22 protein-coding genes and 2 pseudogenes are annotated in these 22,762 nt (G+C 39.5%); 22 read left to right on the top strand and 2 right to left on the bottom strand.

The features are described from left to right. Nucleotides 1–10: 10 nt before the first annotated feature. From lacD to O3611_RS04325, 7 genes and pseudogenes are all read left to right on the top strand, one after another. Complete coding sequence (gene lacD / locus O3611_RS04355) at nucleotides 11–1,006, top strand: tagatose-bisphosphate aldolase (RefSeq protein ID WP_248034502.1); 996 nt, start codon at nucleotides 11–13, stop codon at nucleotides 1,004–1,006. Between the two features lie 146 nt (nucleotides 1,007–1,152). Then, nucleotides 1,153–2,190, top strand: a complete 1,038-nt coding sequence (locus O3611_RS04350) for an aldose epimerase family protein (RefSeq protein ID WP_371607938.1) — start codon at nucleotides 1,153–1,155, stop codon at nucleotides 2,188–2,190. A gap of 604 nt (nucleotides 2,191–2,794) precedes the next feature. After that, the gene (locus O3611_RS04345; protein WP_371607937.1) at nucleotides 2,795–2,974 is read left to right on the top strand and encodes a glycosyltransferase; all 180 of its coding nucleotides are present in this window, start codon (nucleotides 2,795–2,797) and stop codon (nucleotides 2,972–2,974) included. Nucleotides 2,975–3,079: 105 nt separating this feature from the next. Continuing rightward, nucleotides 3,080–4,288: a glycosyltransferase family 8 protein gene (locus tag O3611_RS04340; protein WP_371607936.1), complete on the top strand. Its 1,209-nt coding sequence runs from the start codon at nucleotides 3,080–3,082 to the stop codon at nucleotides 4,286–4,288. Nucleotides 4,289–4,386: 98 nt separating this feature from the next. After that, nucleotides 4,387–5,874: a glycosyltransferase gene (locus tag O3611_RS04335; RefSeq protein WP_371607935.1), complete on the top strand. Its 1,488-nt coding sequence runs from the start codon at nucleotides 4,387–4,389 to the stop codon at nucleotides 5,872–5,874. A 7-nt stretch (nucleotides 5,875–5,881) separates the two neighbouring features. Further along, nucleotides 5,882–7,102 (top strand): hypothetical protein, encoded by a 1,221-nt coding sequence (locus O3611_RS04330; RefSeq protein WP_371607934.1) that lies wholly within the window; start codon nucleotides 5,882–5,884, stop codon nucleotides 7,100–7,102. Between the two features lie 237 nt (nucleotides 7,103–7,339). Next, nucleotides 7,340–8,203, top strand: a pseudogene (locus tag O3611_RS04325) (glycosyltransferase family 2 protein). Nucleotides 8,204–8,308: 105 nt separating this feature from the next. On the opposite strand, the gene rnjA reads toward O3611_RS04325, so the two are convergent. Together rnjA and O3611_RS04315 are read right to left on the bottom strand one after the other, a co-directional pair. Next, entirely contained in the window at nucleotides 8,309–9,988 is a 1,680-nt protein-coding gene (gene rnjA, locus O3611_RS04320; RefSeq protein WP_371607933.1) for a ribonuclease J1, read from the bottom strand. Nucleotide 9,989: 1 nt separating this feature from the next. Further along, nucleotides 9,990–10,223 carry a DNA-dependent RNA polymerase subunit epsilon gene (locus O3611_RS04315; RefSeq protein ID WP_000639568.1) on the bottom strand — a complete coding sequence of 78 codons (234 nt, stop codon included), beginning with the start codon at nucleotides 10,221–10,223 and terminating at the stop codon, nucleotides 9,990–9,992. A gap of 399 nt (nucleotides 10,224–10,622) precedes the next feature. On the opposite strand from O3611_RS04315, the gene O3611_RS04310 reads away from it, so the two are divergent. From O3611_RS04310 to O3611_RS04240, 15 genes and pseudogenes are all read left to right on the top strand, one after another. Next, complete coding sequence (locus O3611_RS04310; RefSeq protein ID WP_075232301.1) at nucleotides 10,623–10,829, top strand: hypothetical protein; 207 nt, start codon at nucleotides 10,623–10,625, stop codon at nucleotides 10,827–10,829. A gap of 110 nt (nucleotides 10,830–10,939) precedes the next feature. Next, nucleotides 10,940–11,623, top strand: a complete 684-nt coding sequence (gene tsaB, locus O3611_RS04305) for a tRNA (adenosine(37)-N6)-threonylcarbamoyltransferase complex dimerization subunit type 1 TsaB (protein ID WP_075232302.1) — start codon at nucleotides 10,940–10,942, stop codon at nucleotides 11,621–11,623. Next, nucleotides 11,620–12,057, top strand: coding sequence for a ribosomal protein S18-alanine N-acetyltransferase (gene rimI / locus O3611_RS04300; RefSeq protein ID WP_075232303.1), 438 nt, complete (start codon nucleotides 11,620–11,622; stop codon nucleotides 12,055–12,057). Before tsaB ends, rimI begins: the two co-directional genes overlap by 4 nt. Continuing rightward, the gene (gene tsaD, locus O3611_RS04295) at nucleotides 12,047–13,057 is read left to right on the top strand and encodes a tRNA (adenosine(37)-N6)-threonylcarbamoyltransferase complex transferase subunit TsaD (protein ID WP_153224601.1); all 1,011 of its coding nucleotides are present in this window, start codon (nucleotides 12,047–12,049) and stop codon (nucleotides 13,055–13,057) included. Before rimI ends, tsaD begins: the two co-directional genes overlap by 11 nt. Before the next feature lie 110 nt (nucleotides 13,058–13,167). Further along, nucleotides 13,168–14,006, top strand: a pseudogene (locus O3611_RS04290) (MutR family transcriptional regulator). A gap of 137 nt (nucleotides 14,007–14,143) precedes the next feature. Beyond that, nucleotides 14,144–14,812, top strand: a complete 669-nt coding sequence (locus O3611_RS04285; RefSeq protein ID WP_371607932.1) for a lysostaphin resistance A-like protein — start codon at nucleotides 14,144–14,146, stop codon at nucleotides 14,810–14,812. A 123-nt stretch (nucleotides 14,813–14,935) separates the two neighbouring features. Beyond that, complete coding sequence (locus O3611_RS04280; protein ID WP_371607931.1) at nucleotides 14,936–15,613, top strand: lysostaphin resistance A-like protein; 678 nt, start codon at nucleotides 14,936–14,938, stop codon at nucleotides 15,611–15,613. 11 nt (nucleotides 15,614–15,624) lie between these two features. Next, nucleotides 15,625–16,293, top strand: coding sequence for a CPBP family intramembrane glutamic endopeptidase (locus tag O3611_RS04275; protein WP_281335530.1), 669 nt, complete (start codon nucleotides 15,625–15,627; stop codon nucleotides 16,291–16,293). A gap of 120 nt (nucleotides 16,294–16,413) precedes the next feature. Beyond that, complete coding sequence (locus O3611_RS04270; protein ID WP_281335529.1) at nucleotides 16,414–17,088, top strand: type II CAAX endopeptidase family protein; 675 nt, start codon at nucleotides 16,414–16,416, stop codon at nucleotides 17,086–17,088. A 161-nt stretch (nucleotides 17,089–17,249) separates the two neighbouring features. Then, nucleotides 17,250–17,945 carry an AzlC family ABC transporter permease gene (locus O3611_RS04265; protein WP_371607930.1) on the top strand — a complete coding sequence of 232 codons (696 nt, stop codon included), beginning with the start codon at nucleotides 17,250–17,252 and terminating at the stop codon, nucleotides 17,943–17,945. Next, a complete protein-coding gene (locus O3611_RS04260; RefSeq protein ID WP_371607929.1) occupies nucleotides 17,935–18,258 on the top strand; it encodes an AzlD domain-containing protein in 324 nt (107 codons plus the stop codon). The genes O3611_RS04265 and O3611_RS04260 overlap by 11 nt, the downstream gene beginning before the upstream one ends. A gap of 102 nt (nucleotides 18,259–18,360) precedes the next feature. Next, a complete protein-coding gene (locus O3611_RS04255) occupies nucleotides 18,361–19,203 on the top strand; it encodes an amino acid ABC transporter substrate-binding protein (protein WP_049502808.1) in 843 nt (280 codons plus the stop codon). Between the two features lie 153 nt (nucleotides 19,204–19,356). Continuing rightward, entirely contained in the window at nucleotides 19,357–20,211 is an 855-nt protein-coding gene (locus tag O3611_RS04250) for a MetQ/NlpA family ABC transporter substrate-binding protein (RefSeq protein WP_000694516.1), read from the top strand. 122 nt (nucleotides 20,212–20,333) lie between these two features. Then, complete coding sequence (locus tag O3611_RS04245; RefSeq protein ID WP_371607928.1) at nucleotides 20,334–21,707, top strand: M20/M25/M40 family metallo-hydrolase; 1,374 nt, start codon at nucleotides 20,334–20,336, stop codon at nucleotides 21,705–21,707. Continuing rightward, complete coding sequence (locus O3611_RS04240; protein WP_371607927.1) at nucleotides 21,700–22,761, top strand: methionine ABC transporter ATP-binding protein; 1,062 nt, start codon at nucleotides 21,700–21,702, stop codon at nucleotides 22,759–22,761. Before O3611_RS04245 ends, O3611_RS04240 begins: the two co-directional genes overlap by 8 nt. The last annotated feature ends 1 nt before the right edge of the window (nucleotide 22,762 follow it).

Raw genomic sequence — 22,762 nt, 5'->3', positions numbered from 1 at the left:
GGAAGAATCTATGAGTAAATTAACATTAAGCCCAAATAAACTTGCTTGCTTGCAAAAACTCTCAGACGAAAATGGGATCATCTCAGCTCTTGCTTTTGACCAACGTGGTGCTTTGAAACGCCTCATGGCTCAATACCAAACAGAAGAGCCAACAGTAACTCAAATGGAAGAACTCAAAGTATTGGTAGCGGATGAATTGACTAAATACGCTTCATCTATGCTTCTTGACCCTGAGTATGGACTTCCAGCTACAAAAGCTCTTGATCCAAAAGCTGGTCTTCTCCTTGCTTATGAGAAAACTGGATACGACACAACAAGTACAAAACGCTTGCCAGACTGCTTGGATGTTTGGTCTGCAAAACGTATCAAAGAACAAGGGGCAGATGCTGTTAAGTTCTTGCTTTACTATGACGTAGATAGCTCTGACGAACTTAATCAACAAAAACAAGCCTACATCGAACGCATTGGTTCTGAGTGTGTGGCTGAAGATATTCCATTCTTCCTTGAAATTCTTGCTTACGATGAAAAGATTGCTGACGCTGGTTCTGCAGAATACGCTAAAGTAAAACCACACAAGGTTATCGGCGCTATGAAAGTCTTCTCAGATCCACGTTTCAACATCGATGTCTTGAAAGTAGAAGTTCCAGTTAACGTGAAATACGTTGAAGGCTTTGGTGATGGAGAAATCGTTCATACACGTGAAGAAGCTGCTACCTTCTTTAAAGCCCAAGACGAAGCTACTAACCTTCCTTACATCTACTTGAGTGCAGGTGTATCAGCTAAACTTTTCCAAGAAACTCTTGTCTTTGCTCACGAATCAGGCGCAAACTTCAATGGTGTTCTTTGTGGACGTGCAACATGGGCTGGATCTGTTGAAGCTTACATCAAAGATGGAGAAGCAGCAGCTCGCGAATGGCTTTGTACAACTGGATTTGAAAACATTGATGAACTCAATAAAGTACTTCAAACAACAGCTACTTCATGGACTGAACGTGTAGAAGCATAGATCAGAAATAGAAGAAACGACTTTTGTTAATAAAATATCTATGGTTTCTTGACAAAGGTGTCTGTAAATCATACAATAAAACCATAGAACGTGAATGCGCTTTCTATGGTTTGTTTACTTAATTGAATTAGAAAAAGGAGAGAAGGATGAAAGCATACACAGAACGTGTATTTGGGAAAGTTGATGGCAAGGATGTCCTCGCTTACCGTTTTGAAACGGAGGCAGGATACCAACTGGAAATCATGACTTATGGAGCAACAATTTTACGCTATGTAACTCCAGATAAGACTGGCAATTTTGCCAATGTTATCCTAGGTTTTGACGATTTCGAAAGCTATGTGGGAAATAGCCCTAAACATGGAGCAAGTGTAGGTCCAGTGGCAGGTCGTATTGCAGGAGCAACATTTGAACTCAATGGTAAGACCTATGATCTTGAAGTCAACAATGCTAGCAACTGTAACCACAGTGGCTCAACTGGTTGGGATTCTAACTTGTTTGAGCTAGTCGAAGTGAGTGACCATGGTTTGACTCTTTACACAGAAAGAACAGATGGGACTGGAGGTTTCCCTGGAAATCTTAAGATCTGGATTAGCTACAACTTGGAAGAAAGTGGTGCCTACGAAGTTAGCTACAAGGTGACGACAGACCAGGATACCTTGGTCAATCCAACCAACCATAGCTATTTTAACCTGTCAGGCGATTTCACTCAGACTGTTGACCGCCATGTTTTCCAATTGAATACAGAGGGGATCTATCCAATCGCTCCTGACGGTGTCCCAGCTAAAACTCCAGATGCTAATCGTGATGTGGTCAAACATATCTATAATGGTGCCTTGTTGAAAGATATCTTTGCAGAAGAAGATGAGCAAATCCAACTCGTATCTGGTTTGGACCATCCATTTGCTCTTCCTGCAGGACATGACAATGCTGGCTTCCTCTATGACCAAGGTTCAGGTCGCTTCTTGCTCTTCAAGACAGAGGCTCCTTGCTTTGTGGTCTACACAGCAAACTTTGTGGATGAGAGTGTCATCATCGCTGGTCAGCCAATGATTCAGCACAATGGAATTGCTCTTGAGGCGCAAGCTTTGCCAGATGCTATTCATAGCGACCTTAAAGATCAAGTCATCCTCAAAGCAGGTGAAACATTCGCCAGCAAAACTCGTTATGAGCTTGTTGTGAAATAATGATTGTTTTCTGAGTAAACCTAGACTTTAACCGTTAGTTATTTACTAGCTGTTAGAATCTAGGTTTTTTGATTCTTGAAAAATAAGGAAATAATCTAAAGTTTAGAAGATAATTCTATATATCAAATATTCTTACTGAATAAAGATGATTGACTTATATTGATAGTTGAATGCGACAATAATATCTAATAGATATATTTATATGATAGCTCTTTTGCTAAAAATAAGGTATAATTAAAATGGAATAAATCTAGGCTTTTGACTAAAAAATACTAGATTTTTATAAAGATTTTTGGGAAAAAAACTCTCTATAGAAGACTCGTGTTCTTGGTCAAAGTTATAAGGGGAAGATTAGCAATGGTATCAGTATCTGGAAAATTCTGTATATTTTTACATAAAAATAAGCAACATCAGCGCTTTTTTTAACTGTTACCCGATGGTCAAATCAAGGATATTGGTGGAACCGGTCAGAGGAGTTGACTACTGAGAGGCTGGATAAAATCATGAGTAAAGATATCTCAGCTTTCATCAGAGAATTTTTCCGCAAACTATAGAAAGCTAGTAGTGAATTGGGAATCCTACTGAAGAACCGTTTTTCATAACTTTGGAAAAGTATAAAGAGAAATATAAAAATGACAGAAAAATTAGTATAATTGTATCAGTTTACAACGTTGAAAACTACTTACGACAATGTCTAGATAGTATTCTCAATCAAACCTATCAAGATCTAGGGAAAAACTGTGCTGCCCTTAGATATTGTAGCCCATCAAGCAGAACTCTTTGATAAAGTAATCGCCCATGAAGAACCTCAAAAATGGTAGATGAAATTCGACAGATTTTATTAGTTAATAGAAAAAGAAAATAAACGTTAGATAAAAGGGATTGAAAAATGAAGAAAGCAATCGTACTTGGAGCAGATAATGGATATATGGATAAGGTGGAAACTACTATCAAGTCTGTTTGTGCTTATAACGATAATATAAAATTTTATGTTTTTAATGACGATCTACCTTCGGAATGGTTTCGTATTATGAATCAGCGATTGAAAGCTATTCATTCAGAAATTGTAAATGTAAAGATTTCTAATAATCATCTCCGAAAATATCATTTACCAACGGCGCATTTATCATACGCAGCTTATTTTCGCTTTTTTATTCCAGACATACTGAAGGAAGATAAGGTTTTATATCTTGATTCGGATATTATTGTCAATGGAGATTTAACACCCCTTTTTGCAATAGATCTAGGTGATAGCCCAGTCGCAGCAGTTAGAGATGAATTGCAGCAAACAAATTTCAATTCAGGCGTTTTATTGATAAATAATGCCCATTGGAGAGAGCATGCGATTTCAACAAAATTGTTTGAATTAGCAGATCAGTACCATGAAGTTGAGTTTGGTGATCAAGGAATTTTAAACCGATTTTTTGTAGGGCAATGGAAAGAGCTAGACGTCAATTACAATTTTATGGTTGGAATGGATACTATTGCGACACGTTTTCAAAAAGATGAATGGTATGTAAAAGCGAATCAATATGAATCAGAGGTTTCTGTTATTCATTATACAGACGAAAAACCATGGTCAGCTGTATATAATAATCGCTTGGGAGATAAGTGGTGGTTCTTCTATGCTTTAGATTGGTCAGATATTATCTTACGGAAAGAGATTATCAAACATGGTTTAGATGAGCTTACAGAAAAAGAAAAATATCATACTGCAATCTTTACAAATGCTTGCGAGATGGAGCACTTGGAGTTTTTGATAAAAGCACTACCTGAGGTTCATTTTCATATTTTGGCTCATACAACTTTTGCCTCCCAAGTGGTCGATTTACAACGATATTTAAATGTGTCCATTTATCCACAGTTCAATCCTTATAATTTTGAAAATGTTCTTAGCAAAATCGATTTTTATTTGGATATCAATCATTTTAACGAAATTATGAATATCACTCAGGAGATTCATAAATTAGGGAAACCGATCTTTGCTTTTGATAATACCAGTAAGGACCCAACAGGAGGAAGTCAGATTTTTTCTTCACAAACTCCTGAAGTGATGGTAGTGGCGATTAAAGCTTACCTCAATTCGTTAGATAAATGAGAAAGTTTTAGTAGATAATCTAATCATTCGCTAGTTCACTTCTTTTATGGAGTCTATGATTTGATGCTTGTGATTAGAGTTTAGTTTGGAGTTAAAGAATGCTTTACACTTTTAATCTTATGGTGGGTTTAGAACCAAATGGTGTAGATGTTGCTCAAGCATATCGCGGGAAGGTTTTTCGCGACTTGGACCTTCCTGCCAGTTTTGTTTTTACACAGGTCCCTCCTCGCTTTAAATGGGACTATTACCTTTCTTTGGGTCATCTTGAGGAAGAAATCCTATTAGCACATATGTTGTTGACAGATCAGCGTGATATGAGCTTGGGGATCCGTATAGATGATATGAAGCAGCTCTTACACCTGACTGCTGAATATAAGGAAAATAATTGTGAATTGATTTTTCAAGAACAAGATGGTGTGACTACCATTCTACATAAAAACAGTCTAAAACCGGATTATGTGGATTATGTAGATTATTATGTATTTGGTCGTTTACTTCGTAGAGAACATTATGGTAAGAAAAAGCTGTTCACAGAATTTTTTACAGCAGTGGATGCTGGATTTGGTCTAGAAGCTAGAGTTGTTCGCCGACTGTTTCATAATAGAGATGGTTCCATAGCCTTTGAAGAGATTAAGAAAGAACCAGGTGAGGATACTGAAGCAGTTTATCGGTGTGGATCGGAGTGGTTCTATAGTGAGTCTGAATTTTTAGAGCGAGCCTTATCAGAGTTGCAGTTTAGTAAAGAGGATCATGTATTTATTGATCGTCTAGAGAATCTTCCCTTCACATCACCTCTTTTACGTTTAAAAGGAGAAGCAAGATTATCCTGTGTTGTGCACTCTATTCATTATTGGGGAGATCAGATCAATTCTGAATACTATCACCTTTTTCAATATGCCGAGGAATTTGATGATATTTTAGTATCAACGCAATCACAGAAGGATGAATTGGAAAAACATTTAGCATTACTAGGGAAAACTGGTCAAGTTCGCGTTCTTCCAGTAGCTGCCCTAGAACAGTTGCAATTAGCTGATGAACGAAAACCTTATTCTGTGATGATTGCCGTGCGGTTTGAACGCCGAAAACGGTTAGACTTAGCAATCAAAGCCATCGTTGCTTTTCATGAAATTTTTCCAGACGTCAACTTAGATATCTATGGGCAAGGGATGCTATGGCAGGATATTGAAGCAGAGATTGCCAATCTAGAAGCACAAAATTATATCCATCTTAAGGGGCATCAGACAATTTCAAACCGTTTCAAAGAGTATGAACTTTATTTGGCTACCTCGGAATGGGAAACTTTTGGTATAACTTTGTTAGAAGCAATTGGTTCTGGACAAGCTCTTGTTGGTTTAGATGTACCTTATGGAAATCAGACCTTTATTCAAGAGGGTAAAAATGGTTATTTAGTTCCTTTTGATGCTCGTTCGGATGAGGAAATTGTGGTTGATTTAACAAAAGCTTTAGAGAAAGCCTTCAAACAGATCAAACAGCTGAGGGAAGGCTCTTACCGCTTGGCTGAAGAATATTTATCAGACTGCATAACAAAACAATGGTATGAATTTTTGACTAGAGAATGGGAATAAAAAAGCAATGATGTATTATTATCTGACGAGGGAATGGTCTTCAGATGACGATCGCCTAAAAAAAGATTTAGAACTCATGGGGATGGATCTGAAACCATTAACGATTAACAATATTTTTACTAGTTTTTTTTCTAATCATGAAAATTCAAGTCCCTTACACATGACTCAACTTCCCTTACCTCGATTTTGGGAGGTTCTTTCTACAGGTGATATCGTAGCGGAAGGAAATAAAAAAGGGAAGATTTTCTGTTATCCTCAGTGGCCACAAATGGTGGAGTTAGTCGAATGGTATGATAACAAAGGTGTTTGTTGTGCAAGAGATCATTACGATTTATCGGGAACTTGTTTTCATAGAGAAATTTGGAGTGGTGGGAAAAAAGAGATAGACGTTTATGGTCAGGAAAATCAAGAGCAACTCTATCTTTTTTCATCTCATGATCGTGCACTTTATCGAGAAGCGAACGGTCAGGAACAGGGGCTTTCTTCAATTGATGAAGCAAGAAAACTGATTTTAGATAAACAATTATCTACAGGTGATTGTTTAGTATTATCAGATATAAGCTTACTTAGGGATATGCCTAACCTCTCATCTAATCAGTTAGTATTTTATATGAGAGAAGAGTTATCCGCGAAAGATATTTGGTATCTAAAAGATCGTTGTGGGAAACTACTGACTCGAGATTTGAAATTAAAGACAGACAATATGAATCTTCCCCTGATTTATCTACCAACCTTTCTTGGCGCCTTTAGGGAGTTTCGTCCGCATATTTTAATTTTGACAGACACGCAAGAACTAGAGCAAATTGAAGTCCTTGTATCTGCCCTACCGAATTTTGAATTTCATATTGCTGCGCTAACAGTAATGGGAGGGCGTTTATTAGATCTGGATTGTCATGCAAATGTTCATCTCTACCCAGGCCTGTCTAGAGAGATATATGAGAAACTTTTACAAACGTGTAGCATTTATCTGGATATTTCTCATGCTCAGGAAATACTTGATGGTAGCCGTGCAGCTCTTGAAAATGGCATGATCCTTTATACTTTTAAGGAAACGTGTCATCAACCAGAGTTTTATGCCACTGACCATCTGTTTCCAAGGGATTGTATCGCAGAGATGATTGACGAACTATCCCAACTTGCAAATCCAGAAAAATATCAATCTGCTTATGATAAACAAAAGATGAATCCGTACTTAGCGATCAGGGAAGAGTTGAAGTTACTTTTTTAAATGATGGATAAATAAAGGAAGTATCGTGAAAGCTTTAGAGTAGATCTTCTTAGATAAAGATATCAATAACTATATAGCGTTTAGCTTAGTATTTCACTTGCTGACAATTTGTATTTCAATCATCAACTTAGTAGGGAGAAATATAATCAAGAGTTTGTGGCTAAGAGGATATGATTGTATCGATTCAGAAATATTTGAAGAAACTAGACTAAAAATTGAGTAAAGAAAGAAATAAAAATAGAAAAAATAAGTGTTATCGTTCCTGTTTATATGTCAGAGGCCTATCTTGAAAATGTTTAGATAGCATTCTTCAACAAACTTATCAAAATCTTGAAGTTATTTTAATCAATGATGGTTCAACTGACGGTTCAGCAGCTATTTGTCAACGATATAAAAATCAAGATGCGCGTGTTAAAGTTTACCATAAGCCAAATGGAGGAGTTGCTTCCCAGTCGTAATCGTGCCTTGGAAGCTGTGACAGGTGATTACATTGTCTTTGTGGATAATGATGATTGGCTAGAGTTAGACCATATCCAAAGCCTTTATGATTTATCAGATATTGCAATTGGTAATTTCACTCAGTTTATTGAAGATCAGGGGAGTTTTTTAATCCATGTAGGTGCAGACAACTATTTTGAACAAGTGTTCAGCCCTTTTGATTGGTTCCATCATCAATATGATGGAAAGTATAATCTTAGTCAATGTTTTACAGTTCTGTGGGCAAAACTCTATAAAGCAGAGCTTTTCAAGGATATTGTCTATCCAACGGATCAGAAGGTAGAGGACGATTATACGACCTATAAGGTTTACCCTCAAGCAGATAATATTGCCTATATGAATAAAGCCATTTATATTCATAGAAAACGCTCCACAAGTGTGACGAGAACAGTTAATCTTGCAGACGTTTATCCGTTAAAAAGTATTGAAGAGCGTCTGACTATTTTGAATCTGATTGGGGCACCTCAGGAGTTGTTGGATAAGGAAATTCAGGCTTATAAATGGCGATTATCCATTCATGAAGAAGAATCATTGAAACGCGGAGATATGGAAGCTTATCAACAGATTTTGGTGAAAAAAGCTATTGAGACCAAGCGTCGGTGAGAGTTATAAGTCTTATAGAATAGTTGATTAAAAAAAATAATTGCTACAAATTGTCGTGAAATAATAAAAATTCTCTGAAGTCATAGGATTTCAGAGAATTTTTTCTTATTCTTCATCTGGTGTGAGAATCATCGGAATGATGATTGGTTCACGTTCAGTATTTTCGTAAAGGAATGGTCGAATGGCATTTACGATAGCGCCATTGACAGACTGGACGCTGGCATCTTTGTTTTTCAAAGCGATACGAATAGCATTGAAAAGGATGCGTTGACTTTGGCGAATCAAGTCGCCGGACTCTCTCATGTAGACAAATCCACGGCTGAGAATATCTGGTCCAGATAGGATCATTTGAGACTTGAAGTCAACGGTTGCGACAGCCAGTACAACACCATCTTCAGATAGGTCTCGGCGATCTTTGAGGACAGCAGCGCCGATTTCACCGATACGATTTCCATCGACATAGATATCCTGAGCGTTGAAATGACCAGCGATGCGGGCAGAATTTGCAGTGAGGGCAAGCACATCACCATTACTCATGATAAAGATATTGTCCTTCTCTACGCCAGTATCCACCGCCAGTCCAGCGTGGACTTTCTGCATGCGGTATTCACCGTGAACAGGCATGAAGTATTTTGGCTTAATCAAGCGGAGCATAAGTTTTTGCTCTTGCTGACCACCGTGTCCAGATGTATGGATGTTGTTAATCTTACCATGGATTACTTCAACACCGGCTTCAGAAATGATGTTAATCAGCTTGTTAACGCTAGTGGTGTTTCCTGGAATTGGGCTAGATGAGAAGATGACAGTATCGCCAGGTTGGAGTTGCACTTGACGGTGAGTTCCGTTAGCGATACGAGAGAGGGCTGCCATAGGCTCGCCCTGACTACCTGTACAGAGGATGAGAACCTCGCCTGCAGGATAGTCTTTGATTTCATTTGGTTCGATGAAGGTTCCCTTAGGAGCTTTGATGTAGCCAAGCTCGATTCCGTTGACAATGGCCTTTTCCATAGAGCGACCAAAGACAGCGATCTTACGCCCAGTCTTGACAGCGGCTTCCGTTGCTTGCTGGAGACGGAAGATATTTGAGGCAAAGGATGCAAAGATGATACGTCCTTCGATACCTTGGATAATCTTCATGATCGACTGGCCGACAACCTTTTCAGAGTTTGTAAAGGTTGGAACCTCAGCATTGGTCGAGTCAGAGAGTAGGCAAAGCACTCCGTCTTCACCTAGGGCTGCCATACGGTGCAAGTCTGCAGGTTCACCAACTGGTGTAAAGTCAAACTTGAAGTCTCCCGTACAAACGATTTTCCCTTGAGGTGTATGGATGACGATTCCCAATGGCTCTGGAATCGAGTGGGTTGTTCTAAAGAAAGTTGCTTTAAGGTTTTTAAAGGTCAACTCCGTATTGTGGTTGATTTCGTGAAGTGTAGCATTGCGCAAAAGTCCATGCTCTTCGAGTTTTCCACGGATTAAGGCAAGGGCCAGTGGACCAGCATAGATAGGGATGTTTGCTTGCTTGAGCAAGAAAGGAATCCCTCCGATATGGTCCTCGTGTCCGTGTGTAATCAAGAGAGCCTTGACGCGGTCGATATTTTCTACAATGTAGGAGTAATCAGGGATAACGTAGTCGATACCAAGTAGGTCATCCTCAGGGAATTTAATCCCTGCATCAACGATGATGATTTCGTCTTGGTATTCGATACCATATGTGTTTTTTCCGATTTCTCCTAGACCACCAATGGCAAAAACGCCGACTTCTTCTGGTTTAAGAGTGTAGGCCATATTAGAACTCCGTAATTTCGAATGCGCCAGTTTCTTTTTCGTAGTCTAGCAGTTTGTCAGACAAGAGTTCGATATACTCGATATTATATTCTGGACGATTTTCTTCGACAAGTTGGCGAGCAGCGATACGTCCTTCAAGTTCTGAACTAGCATCGATGTCTAAGTATAGTGAGCGTGTTGTTTCACGACGTGGGCTACGGTCTTTTGTTTCTTGATAAAAAACTTTGTAAATCATATGTTTCCTTTCTGCTTTCAGGTCAGCTATATTCAAAAATGCTCAGTTTGAAGCTGGTTTGATTCCAGTTCATTTTTTGTCTTTATTGACCTTGATTCGTTACAATTATCTCAATTATAACATAAAAAGGGGAATTAGTAAAAGCAGGAAACATGAAAGTAAGGAGCTTGAAATGGGTTTCATTATACCTTGTATAAGTATTTGAAGACATCCGATGCAAGTGCTATAATAAAGTTAGAAAAGAGGTTTTTCTTGATTAAGGAGGACTAGCTATGCTTGATTTTGTGTTTCACCTATTTGGATGGAAATTCTACATATTGCTACAACTGCTTGGGCTCCTTTTCGTTAGATGATGATTTTGAAATATTTGCCTTTAGAATTGGAGAAAGGAGGCTCTCTATGTTTCAACTAGCTATCGCGATTCGTCTCTTGGTATTTGCTGTTTTTGTTGCCTGTGTTTACGGTGGCAATCTAGTATTTGTTCGGCTGGAACATAGAAAAACAGCTGTACACTGGAAAATTCTCTTTGTAACACTGTATTCCATTTTCCTCCTTCTTGTAACCTATGTGGTTTGGCTTGTATTTTACTTTGGTTTGAATGCTTAAGTACTTGTCCTGTCTGTTTGGCAGGACATTTTTGCTTCAAAACAAAGAAAATTCCCATGCGCCTTCTTTTGTAGTATAATAGTAAACAGACAAAAAGATAGGAATGTGTTATGAAAGTATTAGCATTTGATACGTCTAGCAAGGCTCTGTCTCTAGCCATTTTAGAGGACAAGCAGCTTCTTGCCGAGACGACAATCAATATCAAAAAAAATCACAGTATTACCCTTATGCCAGCCATCGATTTTTTGATAGCTAGTCTAGATTTGACGCCCAAAGATTTGGATCGAATCGTTGTAGCAGAGGGGCCAGGTAGCTACACAGGTTTGCGAATCGCGGTAGCAACTGCCAAGACCTTGGCTCATACCCTGAACATTGAGTTAGTGGGGATGTCTAGCCTTTTGGCTCTGGTACCAAGCCAGCAAGTAGGTCTTGTAGTACCTTTGATGGATGCGCGTCGCAACAATGTTTACGCAGGATTTTATGAAAATGCTCAGCCTGTCTTTCCAGAGGCGCATCTGTCCTTTGCAGAAGTTTTGGAGCAAGTCAAAGATGCTGAACAAGTCACTTTTGTCGGTGAAGTAGGAGCCTTTGTGGAGCAGATTCAAGAACAACTACCACAGGCTAACTATCAGGAAACCTTGCCAAATGCGGCTAATCTAGCTCTTTGGGCTTGGGATAAGGAAGCAGAATCCTTGCATGACTTTGTGCCAAATTACCTCAAACGTGTTGAAGCTGAGGAAAACTGGCTCAAAAATCACACTGAGTCTGGAGAATCTTACATCAAACGCCTATGATTGAAATCAAACGAATCCAACAGCAACCTGACTTGGCGCAGGCAATTTACGCTGTCATGACGGATGTTTACCCAGTCAGTCCTTGGACGCTGGAACAAATCCAAGCAGACCTGTCCCAAGACCAGACTTGGTATGCTCTAGCTTATGATGGGGAAGAAGTGATAGGTTTTCTAGCAATTCAGGAGAATCTTTTTGAAGCAGAAGTCTTGCAAATCGCTGTCAAGAAAGCTTATCAGGGGCAGGGGATAGCATCAGTCTTATTTGCTCAATTACCGACAGACAAAGAGATTTTTCTCGAAGTCAGAAAGTCAAATCAACGAGCGCAAGCATTTTACAAGAAAGAAAATATGGCAGTCATCGCTGAGCGAAAGGCCTATTACCATGAACCAGTAGAGGACGCCATCATCATGAAGAGAGAAATAGATGAAGGATAGATATATTTTAGCATTTGAGACATCCTGTGATGAGACCAGTGTCGCCGTCTTGAAAAACGACGATGAGCTCTTGTCCAATGTCATTGCTAGTCAAATTGAGAGTCACAAACGTTTTGGGGGCGTAGTGCCGGAAGTAGCTAGTCGTCACCATGTCGAGGTCATTACAGCCTGTATTGAGGAGGCGCTAGCAGAAGCAGGGATTACGGAAGAGGACGTGACAGCTGTGGCGGTCACCTACGGACCAGGATTGGTCGGAGCCTTACTAGTTGGTTTGTCAGCTGCCAAGGCCTTTGCTTGGGCACATGGACTTCCGCTGATTCCCGTTAACCACATGGCTGGCCACCTCATGGCAGCTCAGAGCGTGGAGCCTTTGGAATTCCCCTTACTAGCTCTATTAGTCAGTGGTGGACACACAGAGTTGGTCTATGTTTCTGAGGCTGGTGATTATAAGATTGTTGGTGAAACTCGTGATGATGCGGTTGGTGAAGCCTATGACAAGGTCGGTCGTGTCATGGGCTTGACCTATCCAGCAGGTCGGGAGATTGACGAGTTAGCTCACCAAGGTCAGGATATTTATGATTTCCCTCGTGCCATGATTAAGGAAGACAATCTGGAGTTTTCATTCTCAGGTTTGAAGTCTGCTTTTATCAATCTTCACCACAATGCTGAGCAAAAGGGAGAAAGCTTGTCCAAGGAAGACCTATCTGCTTCTTTCCAAGCAGCAGTCATGGATATTCTCATGGCTAAAACCAAGAAAGCCTTAGAAAAATACCCTGTTAAAACCCTGGTTGTGGCTGGTGGTGTAGCTGCAAATAAAGGTCTTAGAGAACGTCTAGCAGCCGAAATTACCGATGTCAAAGTTATCATTCCAACTCTGCGACTTTGCGGAGACAATGCGGGAATGATTGCCTATGCTAGCGTCAGCGAGTGGAACAAAGAAAACTTTGCAGGCTTGGAGCTAAATGCCAAACCTAGCCTCGCTTTTGATACTATAGAATGAAAAGTCAGCTTGAAGCTGGCTTTTTTGCTAAAATATTTTATAATATGTTAAAAAAGTAAAAGTTTTTACGAATAGAATAGTAAAGGGAATTTTTAAAAGGGAGTTTGTCTATGATTGAAAAACAGGAATTAGGAGAATTTTACAAGGAATTACGCCTGGCGAGAAAGCTCAAGCAGTCAGATGTGGCTTGTGCAGGACTAACAGCCTCTCAGCGATCCAAGTTTGAACTAGGGCAGTCCATGCTGTCTGCGGATAAGTTGATCCTAGCGATCCAAGGGATAAATGTGACCTTTGATGAGTTTGGTCACAAGCTCAACAACTACCAAGAATCTCCACATATGAAATTTGGTAGAAGGCTTGTGGATCGCTTTGCCCATCAAGATATAGCTGGTTTAGAGCAACTCTTGGAGGAAGTCGAGCAAGAACAGATGGCGCAGACCTATCGTCGCTTGAATGCCATCGTGATTAAAGATGCTATCCATTCACTAGATAAAAGCTACCCACTAGCAGAGGAGGATAGTGAGTTTTTAACCACCTATCTCTATGCTATCGAGTCTTGGACCTGGTTTGAACTCTATATCTTTTGCAATACTATGCTTTTTTAAGCAATCAAGATCTGATCTTTTTATCAACCTCTTTACTCGAAAAATCCAAGGAATTTAAAGAATTGGCACACAATAGACTGTATATGAAAAGTTGCTTTCTAAATATCATCTCAGAGCTCATGGAGCGCAAACTTTTCTCTTACATCCCAATCTTTGAAGCCGAGTTGGAGAGCATACTTCGCCCGTACGATGTTTTTGAGAAATTACTGTGGCAGTTTTTAAAGAAAATGAGTGTTTTCCTTCAGACCAAGGGAAGCAATCAAAAAGAGATTGAACACTTTATCCAATCTCTGCAAATATTAGAAAATCCACAATTAACAGCCCTTTTTGAACTACGCTTATAGCAGTATAAAGCACTTATCGATTAGTTAGAAATCGCAAATGTGAAATTCCTACCAGAAAAAATGTCAAATATGCGATTTTTTAAAATATGGAATTTTTCGTGTTATACTGTCTTCATTCCATAGTATAGGAGAAAAAAATGAAAAAGATCATCTCACGCTACTACTTTTTTGTAGCCATTCTACTTGTCATTGCTTACCAGTACTTCAGTGGTCTGGTTTTAAACAATGATTTTACTGCTGGTCTATCTAAATTTGGCTATTATTTTTCGGATATGATGTTGAACTTTCTTGTGGTTCTGCTTGTTTTTATTTTTATGGTAGGGGCAGGAAAATGGCAACAAATCAATAGTAGAAAATTTAAAGGATCCTATCTTTTTTATTCCTTTTTAGCTTTTCTTGCTTTATTTATTTGGAATTTTATTAAATTTTTCCTATTCCCACCTACCCAAAATGGACTTGCTTACCAACTCGCTGCTCCGACTTTTACAGGCGCTACGGCATTTTTGATGTATTTTTTCTATCCTGTGATTGCAGGTCCCATTTTTGAAGAGATGATTTATCGTGGATTGGTGATGACCGCTTTGGAAAAAGGGAAGAAATGGGGACTGGATGTGCTTGGTTCTGCTGCTTTATTTGGAATCTTGCATATCAGTAATTATGGTTGGGTCTTGACAGACTTTTTCGTATATATGGGCGGCGGTATTATATTTGCGGTCTTGTTTAGAGTGACAAAGTCTATTTATTGGCCTATTGGACTGCATATAGTCTATAACGGTATCGGGCATATACTCCCGTTGCTGTTTTAGAGGATTTTGAGAATCATAAATCAAGGGAAGAATCCTCGTCGTGGTGCTTTTGCTTGGGTTGTAGATCCAACAGGTGAGTTGTTTAAGCGTAGTAGAAGGTAGGATGCTATAGGAGTTGATTAAATGAAGAAAATGAAAGAAATGAAATTTCACCTAGCAACTGTCTTGTTGCTTTTGACCTATTACTTCATTTTTAATGTCATACCAGACTTAGATTTTACTGTAGCTTTGTCTGATGAGATCTACTATGTATTCCAGGTTTTATTGGTACTTATCCTGGGAACTGTATCTACAATTATTTTTGTCAAAAGTGAACATTGGAAAGAGTACGGTCGCTTCCAGTTTCGTTGGTCTTACCTAGGTGTTTTCTTTCTTTCTTTTTTCTTATTATTTGTGTGGGCAAATCTAGCAACACGTATCTTTCCTCGTACGCAAAATGGAAGTACGGTAGTGGAAGTAGCCACCAGTTTGACAGGAATTAGCTATTTTATTACGCGTGTACTCTACGGTAGCCTTATCGCACCTATAGCAGAAGAAATCGTGTGTCGTGGTTTTTTGATGACAAGCTTGTCTAAATTTAAAAACTACTATATTGATGTTCTTGTTTCTGCTGCCATATTTGGCGCTATGCATGTTTTACAGCATGGTTGGATAACGACAGATTTCATACTCTACTTTGTAATGGGCTTGATATTTTGCATGATGTTTCGCTGTACACGCTCTATTTATTGGACTATAGCTTTACATGCTTCATGGAATACCTTCTTGCTTATTGTTAGTTTATTGGTATTTGGATTTTAGAAGGGTGATATATGAAAAAGATAATCTCACGCTACTACTTTTTTGTAGCCATTCTACTTATCATTGCGGACCAGTTCTTCATCCGTCTGGTTTTACACAGCGACTTGGCTGCTGGTCTATCTGATTTTAGCTATTACTTTTCGGATATGATATTAAATTTTCTTGTAGTTTTGCTTGCTCTTGTTGCCATGATTTGGTCAGGAAAATGGCAACAAATCAATAGCAGAAAATTTAAATGGTCCTATCTTTTCTATTTCTTTTTAGCTCTTCTAGCTTTTTTTGTTTGGAATTTCGTTACATTTTTTATTTTCCCGTCCACCCAAAATGAAATTTCTTATCAACTGGATCTTCCTACTTTTACAGGTCTTACTGCATTTTTGATGTATTTTTTCTATCCAGTGATTGCAGGTCCCATTTTTGAAGAGATGATCTATCGTGGATTGGTGATGACCGCTTTGGAAAAAGGGAAGAAGTGGGGACTGGATGTCCTTGCTTCTGCTGCTTTATTTGGGATTTTGCATATCAGTAACCATGGTTGGGTATTGACAGACTTTTTCGTATATATGGGTGGTGGTCTAATAATGGCAGTCTTTTTTAGAGTGACAAAGTCTATTTATTGGTCTATTGGACTGCATATAGTTGATAATGCCATTGCTCAAATTCTGCCCTTGTTATTTTAGTGGGTTTTAAGAATCTTAAATCAAGGGAAAAGTCCTAATTGCGGTGCTTTTGATTGGATAAAAGGGATTTGGGTAAGTTTAGCTGGAAGATGGTGTAACTAAAACTTAAAAGGATCAACGATGAAAAGGAAAGAAACGAAATTCTACTTGTCAACTGTTTTGATAATAATCATCTATTACTTAATTTTCAATTTTGTAGCAAGGTTAGAATTTGTTAACCAATTATCAGATTTTGGATTTTATGGCTTACAAATTTTGTTGATCGCCCTTGAGGGGATTGCTGCTACAGTGGTTCTTGTAAAGAGTCAAGGTTGGAAAGAATGCGGTCGCTTCCAGTTCCGTTGGGCTTATCTGGGTGTCTTCTTTCTTTTCTTTATACTGATGTTTGTGTGGGTAAATATAACGACTCTGATTTTTCCTAGCACGCAAAATGGGAGCGAAATCATGAAAGAAGCTACTAATTTGACAGGAATTAGTTACTTTATAATGCGCATTCTCTATGGCAGTCTCATTGCTCCTATCGTTGAAGAGTTAGTTTTTCGTGGGCTTCTGATGACGGCATTGTCCAAATTTAAAAAGCACTATATAGATGTCGTCATTTCCTCCACACTCTTTAGTCTTATCCATGTTTTACAGTATGGCTGGGTGTTAACAGACTTCATCGTTTATGCAGGAGCAGGTCTCTTGTTCTGTATGCTATTTCGTTATACTCGTTCAGTTTATTGGCCAATGGCTCTTCATATCTTGTGGAATACATTTTTAATCATTGCCAGTTTATTGGTATTTGGGTATTAAATCTAAAATAGTTTATAAGTTGCATCGTAAGACTGGCCTCCCAGTCTTTTTCTGTTCTTGTCAATCAGCAGACTTTTTTCTATTTTACGAATATGTTATAATAATGTTTGCTGTGACTGTTTGGAAAGCAGTTGCTGAAGGAATGATTAGTGAGGAAATCTATGAAAGAAAAAGGATTTTGGGAGGGTGTGCAGGCTGCGGTGCCGACAGCTCTGGGCTATGTTAGTATCGGTCTTGCCTGTGGGATTATCGGTGCGCCCTATGTGACATCTGTAGAGATGGGCTTGATGAGCCTCTTTGTTTATGCTGGGAGTGCTCAGTTTGCCATGATAGCCTTGATAGCAGTTCAAGCGCCTGTGGCAGCCATTGCCATGACGGTCTTTTTGATTAATCTGCGTCTCTTCTTGCTGAGTTTGCATGCGTCGACTTATTTCCGTCATACAAGTCTCTGGCACAATATCGGCATGTCCAGCCTCTTGACCGATGAGACCTATGGCGTTTTGATGGGTGAGTTGGTGCATACGGATAAGGTCAATCCTATGTGGATGCACGGGAACAACCTTAACAGCTATGTGGCTTGGTTTGTCGGAACTGTAGTCGGAACTGCTCTAGGTGGACTTCTACCAAATCCAGAAATTTTTGGCTTAGATTTTGCTCTAGTGGGGATGTTTATTGGGATTTTTACTTCCCAATTTCAGATTATGCAAAAACGGATTCCTTTGCGCAATCTCTTCATAATTTTAGCAGTTGTAGCTGTATCTTTCTTTTTGCTCTTGACGGTGGTGTCTCAGTCATTAGCTGTTCTGTTTGCGACCTTGCTAGGTTGTACCATGGGGGTGGTCTTGGATGGTCAGTAAGTATATTTTATTAGCAATTGTCTTTTCTGGCCTGGTGACTTGGATTCCAAGAATGATTCCTTTTATCCTAGCCAAGTACAAGGGTTTGCCTGCTATTGTCGAGCGTTTTTTGAAATTTCTACCAGTTTCTATTATCTTTGCCTTGATTCTTTCAAGTGTGGTGACAGGAAAAGTTGGAAGCCTTCCGCAGATAAAGTGGTTAGACTTTTTAGCAGTCTTTCCAACGGCTTTTGTAGCCTTTCGTTACCGTAATCTGGTTGGGACTGTTCTCTTTGGAGTGGTCTTGATAGCAGTCCTACGTTTGGTCTTTTAATCAGCCATAAAGAAAACCTATCACAAATATAGAAATCATATAATAGCGTAATTCCTTTTTTTCTGTTAAAATAAGATTGTATTCTATTTTGGAGGATTTATCATGAAAAAAATCGTTAAATATTCATCACTTGCTGCTCTAGGGCTTGTAGCCGCAGGTGTATTGGTAGCTTGCTCAGGCGGTGAAAAGAAAGATGCTGCATCTGGTGAAGCAACATCTAGTAAAAAAGAAATTATCGTTGTAACCAATGCTACACCAAAACCATTCAACTATGAAGAAAATGGCGAATTGACTGGTTACGAGATTGAAGTGGTTCGCGCTATCTTTAAAGATTCTGACAAGTATACTGTCAAGTTTGAGAAGACAGAGTGGTCAGGTGTTTTTGCAGGACTTGATGCTGATCGTTACCAAATGGCTGTTAGCAACATCAGCTACACTAAAGAACGTGCTGAAAAATACCTTTATGCAGCTCCAACTGCTAAAAACCCTAACGTTCTTGTAGTGAAAAAAGATGACTCTAGCATCAAATCGTTTGATGATATCGGTGGAAAATCAACAGAAGTTGTTCAAGGAACAACATCTGCTAAACAGCTAGAAGACTACAACAAACAACACTCAGATAACCCAACTATCCTTAACTACGTTAAAGGGGACTTCCAACAAATCATGGTACGTTTGAGTGATGGCCGATTTGACTACAAGATTTTTGATAAAATCGGTGTAGAGACAGTCATCAAGGACCAAGGTTTGGATAACTTGAAAGTTATCGAACTTCCAAGCGACCAACAACCTTACGTATACCCACTTCTTGCCAAAGGTCAAGATGAGTTGAAGGCATTTGTGGACAAACGCATCCAAGAATTATATAAAGATGGAACCCTTGAAAAGCTATCTCAACAGTTCTTTGGCGGTTCTTATCTGCCAGCAGAAGCTGATATTAAATAAATTTTTAAATCATCCATTCTCTCGTAGATGGATGATTTTGTAACTTTTAGACATATAGTTTAAAACTATATATCTGACTATCTAATAACAATTTGTGAAATCAAACAAATTGTGAGATACTAGTACGGTATTATTTTTAAAGGAGAACGAATCATGAAAATCAAAAAATGGTTAGGCGTAGCAGCTATCGCTACAGTAGCAGGCCTTGCACTTGCAGCTTGCGGAAATTCAGACAAGAAAGCAGACAATACAACTACAGTTAAAATTGCGACTGTTAACCGTAGCGGTTCAGAAGAAGCACGCTGGGACAAAGTCCAAGAATTGGTTGAAAAAGACGGAATTAAATTGGAATTCACAGAGTTTACAGACTACTCACAACCAAATAAAGCAACTGCTGATGGTGAAGTAGACTTGAACGCTTTCCAACACTACAACTTCTTGAACAACTGGAACAAAGAAAACGGTAAAGACCTTGTAGCGATTGCAGATACTTATATCTCACCAATCCGCCTTTACTCAGGTAAAAACGGGGAAGAAAACAAGTACACTAAAGTGGAAGAAATCCCAAATAACGGTGAAATCGCAATTCCAAACGATGCTACTAACGAAAGCCGTGCCCTTTACCTTCTTCAATCAGCTGGTTTGATTAAATTGGATGTTTCAGGAACTGAACTTGCTACAATCGCAAACATCAAAGAAAATCCAAAGAACTTGAAAATCACTGAGTTGGACGCTAGCCAAACAGCTCGTTCATTGACTTCAGTTGATGCTGCAGTTGTAAACAACACTTTTGTTACAGAAGCAAAATTGGACTACAAGAAAGCACTCTTTAAAGAGCAAGCTGACGAAAACTCAAAACAATGGTACAACATCATCGTTGCGAAAAAAGATTGGGAATCATCACCTAAAGCTGATGCAATCAAGAAAATTATCGCAGCTTACCATACTGATGAAGTGAAAAAAGTCATCGAAGAAACTTCAGACGGCTTGGATCAACCAGTTTGGTAATAAACACAGGGAGGTGGGAGAGATTTTTTCCACCTCTTGCTTTTATATAGAGACTAAAGAAAAGGAACATCCACTTGTATTGATTCCAAAGGTACAAGTCCTAGTAGAAAGGTAGAGAGAAAATGGTTTTCCCTAGCCAAGAAGAACAAATTGAAAAGTTTGAAAAGGATCATGTAGCGCAACATTACTTTGAAGTGTTGCGGACCTTGATTTCTAAAAAATCAGTCTTTGCCCAACAAGTCGGCCTTAAAGAGGTGGCTCGTTATCTAGGCGAAATCTTCAAGCGTGTAGGTGCAGAGGTCGAGATTGATGAGAGTTATACGGCACCCTTTGTCATGGCGCATTTTAAAAGTTCACGCCCAAATGCCAAGACTATCATTTTCTACAACCACTATGACACAGTACCTGCGGATGGCGACCAAGTCTGGACAGAGGATCCATTTACGCTTTCTGTCCGTGATGGCATCATGTATGGACGTGGGGTTGATGATGACAAGGGACATATCACCGCCCGCTTGAGTGCTCTTAGAAAATACATGCAGCATCATGATGATCTACCAGTCAATATCAGTTTCATCATGGAAGGTGCAGAAGAATCTGCCTCTATGGACTTGGACAAATATCTAGAAAAACATGCGAACAAGCTTCGTGGTGCAGATTTATTGGTCTGGGAACAAGGAACCAAAAATGCCTTGGAACAGCTAGAAATCTCTGGTGGAAACAAGGGAATTGTGACTTTTGATGCCAAGGTCAAGAGTGCCGATGTGGATATCCACTCTAGCTATGGAGGTATTGTGGAGTCAGCTCCATGGTATCTCATTCAAGCCTTGACCAGTTTGCGAGCTGCAGATGGCCGTATCTTGGTTGAAGGTCTGTACGAAGAAGTACAAGAGCCGAATGAACGAGAGTTAGCCTTGGTTGAAACCTATGCCCAACGCAATCCAGAGGAAGTCAGCCAGATTTATGGCTTGGAATTGCCACTTTTACAAGAGGAACGTACAGCCTTTCTCAAACGGTTCTTCTTTGAACCAGCACTCAATATCGAAGGGATTCAGTCTGGTTATCAGGGGCAAGGAGTTAAAACGATTCTACCAGCAGAGGCTAGTGCCAAGCTAGAAGTTCGTTTGGTTCCTGGCTTGGACCCGCATGATGTTTTGGATAAAATCCGGAAACAACTAGACAAAAACGGCTTTGATAAGGTAGAATTATACTATACCTTGGGTGAGATGAGTTATCGAAGCGATATGAGTGCACCATCTATTCTCAATGTTATTGAGTTGGCCAAGAAATTCTATCCACAGGGCGTATCTGTCTTGCCAACAACTGCAGGGACAGGACCTATGCATACGGTCTTTGATGCCTTAGAAGTACCTATGGTTGCCTTTGGTCTAGGAAATGCTAATAGCCGAGACCATGGTGGAGATGAAAATGTGCGAATCGCAGATTATTACACCCATATTGAATTAGTAGAGGAGCTGATTAGAAGCTATGAGTAGAGATATTATCAAGTTAGATCAGATCGACGTGACTTTTCACCAAAAGAAAAGAACCATCACAGCGGTCAAGGATGTGACAATTCACATCCAAGAAGGGGATATCTACGGAATCGTTGGATATTCTGGAGCAGGGAAATCAACCCTAGTTCGTGTGATTAACCTCTTGCAAAAACCATCTGCAGGTCGAATTACTGTAGACAATGATGTAATTTTTGATGGCAAGGTTACCTTAACTGCGGAGCAATTACGTCATAAACGTCAAGATATAGGGATGATTTTCCAACACTTTAACCTGATGAGCCAGAAAACAGCAGAGGAAAACGTAGCCTTTGCCCTCAAACACTCTGGCCTCAGCAAGGAAGAAAAGAAGGCTAAAGTAGCTAAGTTGTTGGACTTAGTTGGTCTTGCAGATCGTGCCGAAAACTATCCTTCACAATTATCTGGTGGTCAAAAACAACGTGTGGCTATTGCGCGTGCCTTGGCCAATGATCCAAAAATCTTGATTTCAGACGAGTCAACTTCAGCTCTTGATCCAAAGACAACGAAACAGATCTTGTCACTCTTGCAAGAATTGAACCGTAAACTAGGTTTGACCATTGTCCTGATTACACACGAGATGCAGATTGTCAAAGATATTGCTAACCGTGTTGCTGTTATGCAGGATGGTCGATTGATTGAAGAAGGTACCGTTCTTGAAATCTTCTCTGATCCTAAGCAACCATTGACTCAGGACTTTATCTCGACTGCGACAGGTATCGATGAAGCTATGGTCAAGATTGAGAAACAAGAAATCGTGGAACACCTATCTGAGAATAGCCTCTTGGTGCAACTCAAGTACGCAGGAGCTTCTACAGATGAGCCACTTTTGAATGAATTGTACAAACATTACCAAGTAACAGCCAATATTCTCTATGGAAACATTGAAATTTTGGATGGTACTCCTGTGGGTGAACTTGTGGTTGTCTTGTCAGGAGAAAAAGAAGCCTTGGCAAGTGCTCAAGATGCTATCCGTCAGGCTGGTGTGCAACTAAAAGTATTGAAGGGAGGACAGTAAG

Source organism: Streptococcus sp. 27098_8_91, from assembly GCF_041432385.1.
Lineage (GTDB): Bacteria > Bacillota > Bacilli > Lactobacillales > Streptococcaceae > Streptococcus.
This window is presented reverse-complemented; position numbering and strand designations above follow the sequence as displayed.

Coding starts and splice junctions, on each gene's coding strand:
- lacD (WP_248034502.1), top strand. CDS start 11: ATGAGTAAATTAACATTAAGCCCAAATAAACTTGCTTGCTTGCAAAAA.
- O3611_RS04350 (WP_371607938.1), top strand. CDS start 1,153: ATGAAAGCATACACAGAACGTGTATTTGGGAAAGTTGATGGCAAGGAT.
- O3611_RS04340 (WP_371607936.1), top strand. CDS start 3,080: ATGAAGAAAGCAATCGTACTTGGAGCAGATAATGGATATATGGATAAG.
- O3611_RS04335 (WP_371607935.1), top strand. CDS start 4,387: ATGCTTTACACTTTTAATCTTATGGTGGGTTTAGAACCAAATGGTGTA.
- O3611_RS04330 (WP_371607934.1), top strand. CDS start 5,882: ATGATGTATTATTATCTGACGAGGGAATGGTCTTCAGATGACGATCGC.
- rnjA (WP_371607933.1), bottom strand. CDS start 9,988: ATGGCCTACACTCTTAAACCAGAAGAAGTCGGCGTTTTTGCCATTGGT.
- O3611_RS04315 (WP_000639568.1), bottom strand. CDS start 10,223: ATGATTTACAAAGTTTTTTATCAAGAAACAAAAGACCGTAGCCCACGT.
- O3611_RS04310 (WP_075232301.1), top strand. CDS start 10,623: ATGTTTCAACTAGCTATCGCGATTCGTCTCTTGGTATTTGCTGTTTTT.
- tsaB (WP_075232302.1), top strand. CDS start 10,940: ATGAAAGTATTAGCATTTGATACGTCTAGCAAGGCTCTGTCTCTAGCC.
- rimI (WP_075232303.1), top strand. CDS start 11,620: ATGATTGAAATCAAACGAATCCAACAGCAACCTGACTTGGCGCAGGCA.
- tsaD (WP_153224601.1), top strand. CDS start 12,047: ATGAAGGATAGATATATTTTAGCATTTGAGACATCCTGTGATGAGACC.
- O3611_RS04285 (WP_371607932.1), top strand. CDS start 14,144: ATGAAAAAGATCATCTCACGCTACTACTTTTTTGTAGCCATTCTACTT.
- O3611_RS04280 (WP_371607931.1), top strand. CDS start 14,936: ATGAAGAAAATGAAAGAAATGAAATTTCACCTAGCAACTGTCTTGTTG.
- O3611_RS04275 (WP_281335530.1), top strand. CDS start 15,625: ATGAAAAAGATAATCTCACGCTACTACTTTTTTGTAGCCATTCTACTT.
- O3611_RS04270 (WP_281335529.1), top strand. CDS start 16,414: ATGAAAAGGAAAGAAACGAAATTCTACTTGTCAACTGTTTTGATAATA.
- O3611_RS04265 (WP_371607930.1), top strand. CDS start 17,250: ATGAAAGAAAAAGGATTTTGGGAGGGTGTGCAGGCTGCGGTGCCGACA.
- O3611_RS04260 (WP_371607929.1), top strand. CDS start 17,935: ATGGTCAGTAAGTATATTTTATTAGCAATTGTCTTTTCTGGCCTGGTG.
- O3611_RS04255 (WP_049502808.1), top strand. CDS start 18,361: ATGAAAAAAATCGTTAAATATTCATCACTTGCTGCTCTAGGGCTTGTA.
- O3611_RS04250 (WP_000694516.1), top strand. CDS start 19,357: ATGAAAATCAAAAAATGGTTAGGCGTAGCAGCTATCGCTACAGTAGCA.
- O3611_RS04245 (WP_371607928.1), top strand. CDS start 20,334: ATGGTTTTCCCTAGCCAAGAAGAACAAATTGAAAAGTTTGAAAAGGAT.
- O3611_RS04240 (WP_371607927.1), top strand. CDS start 21,700: ATGAGTAGAGATATTATCAAGTTAGATCAGATCGACGTGACTTTTCAC.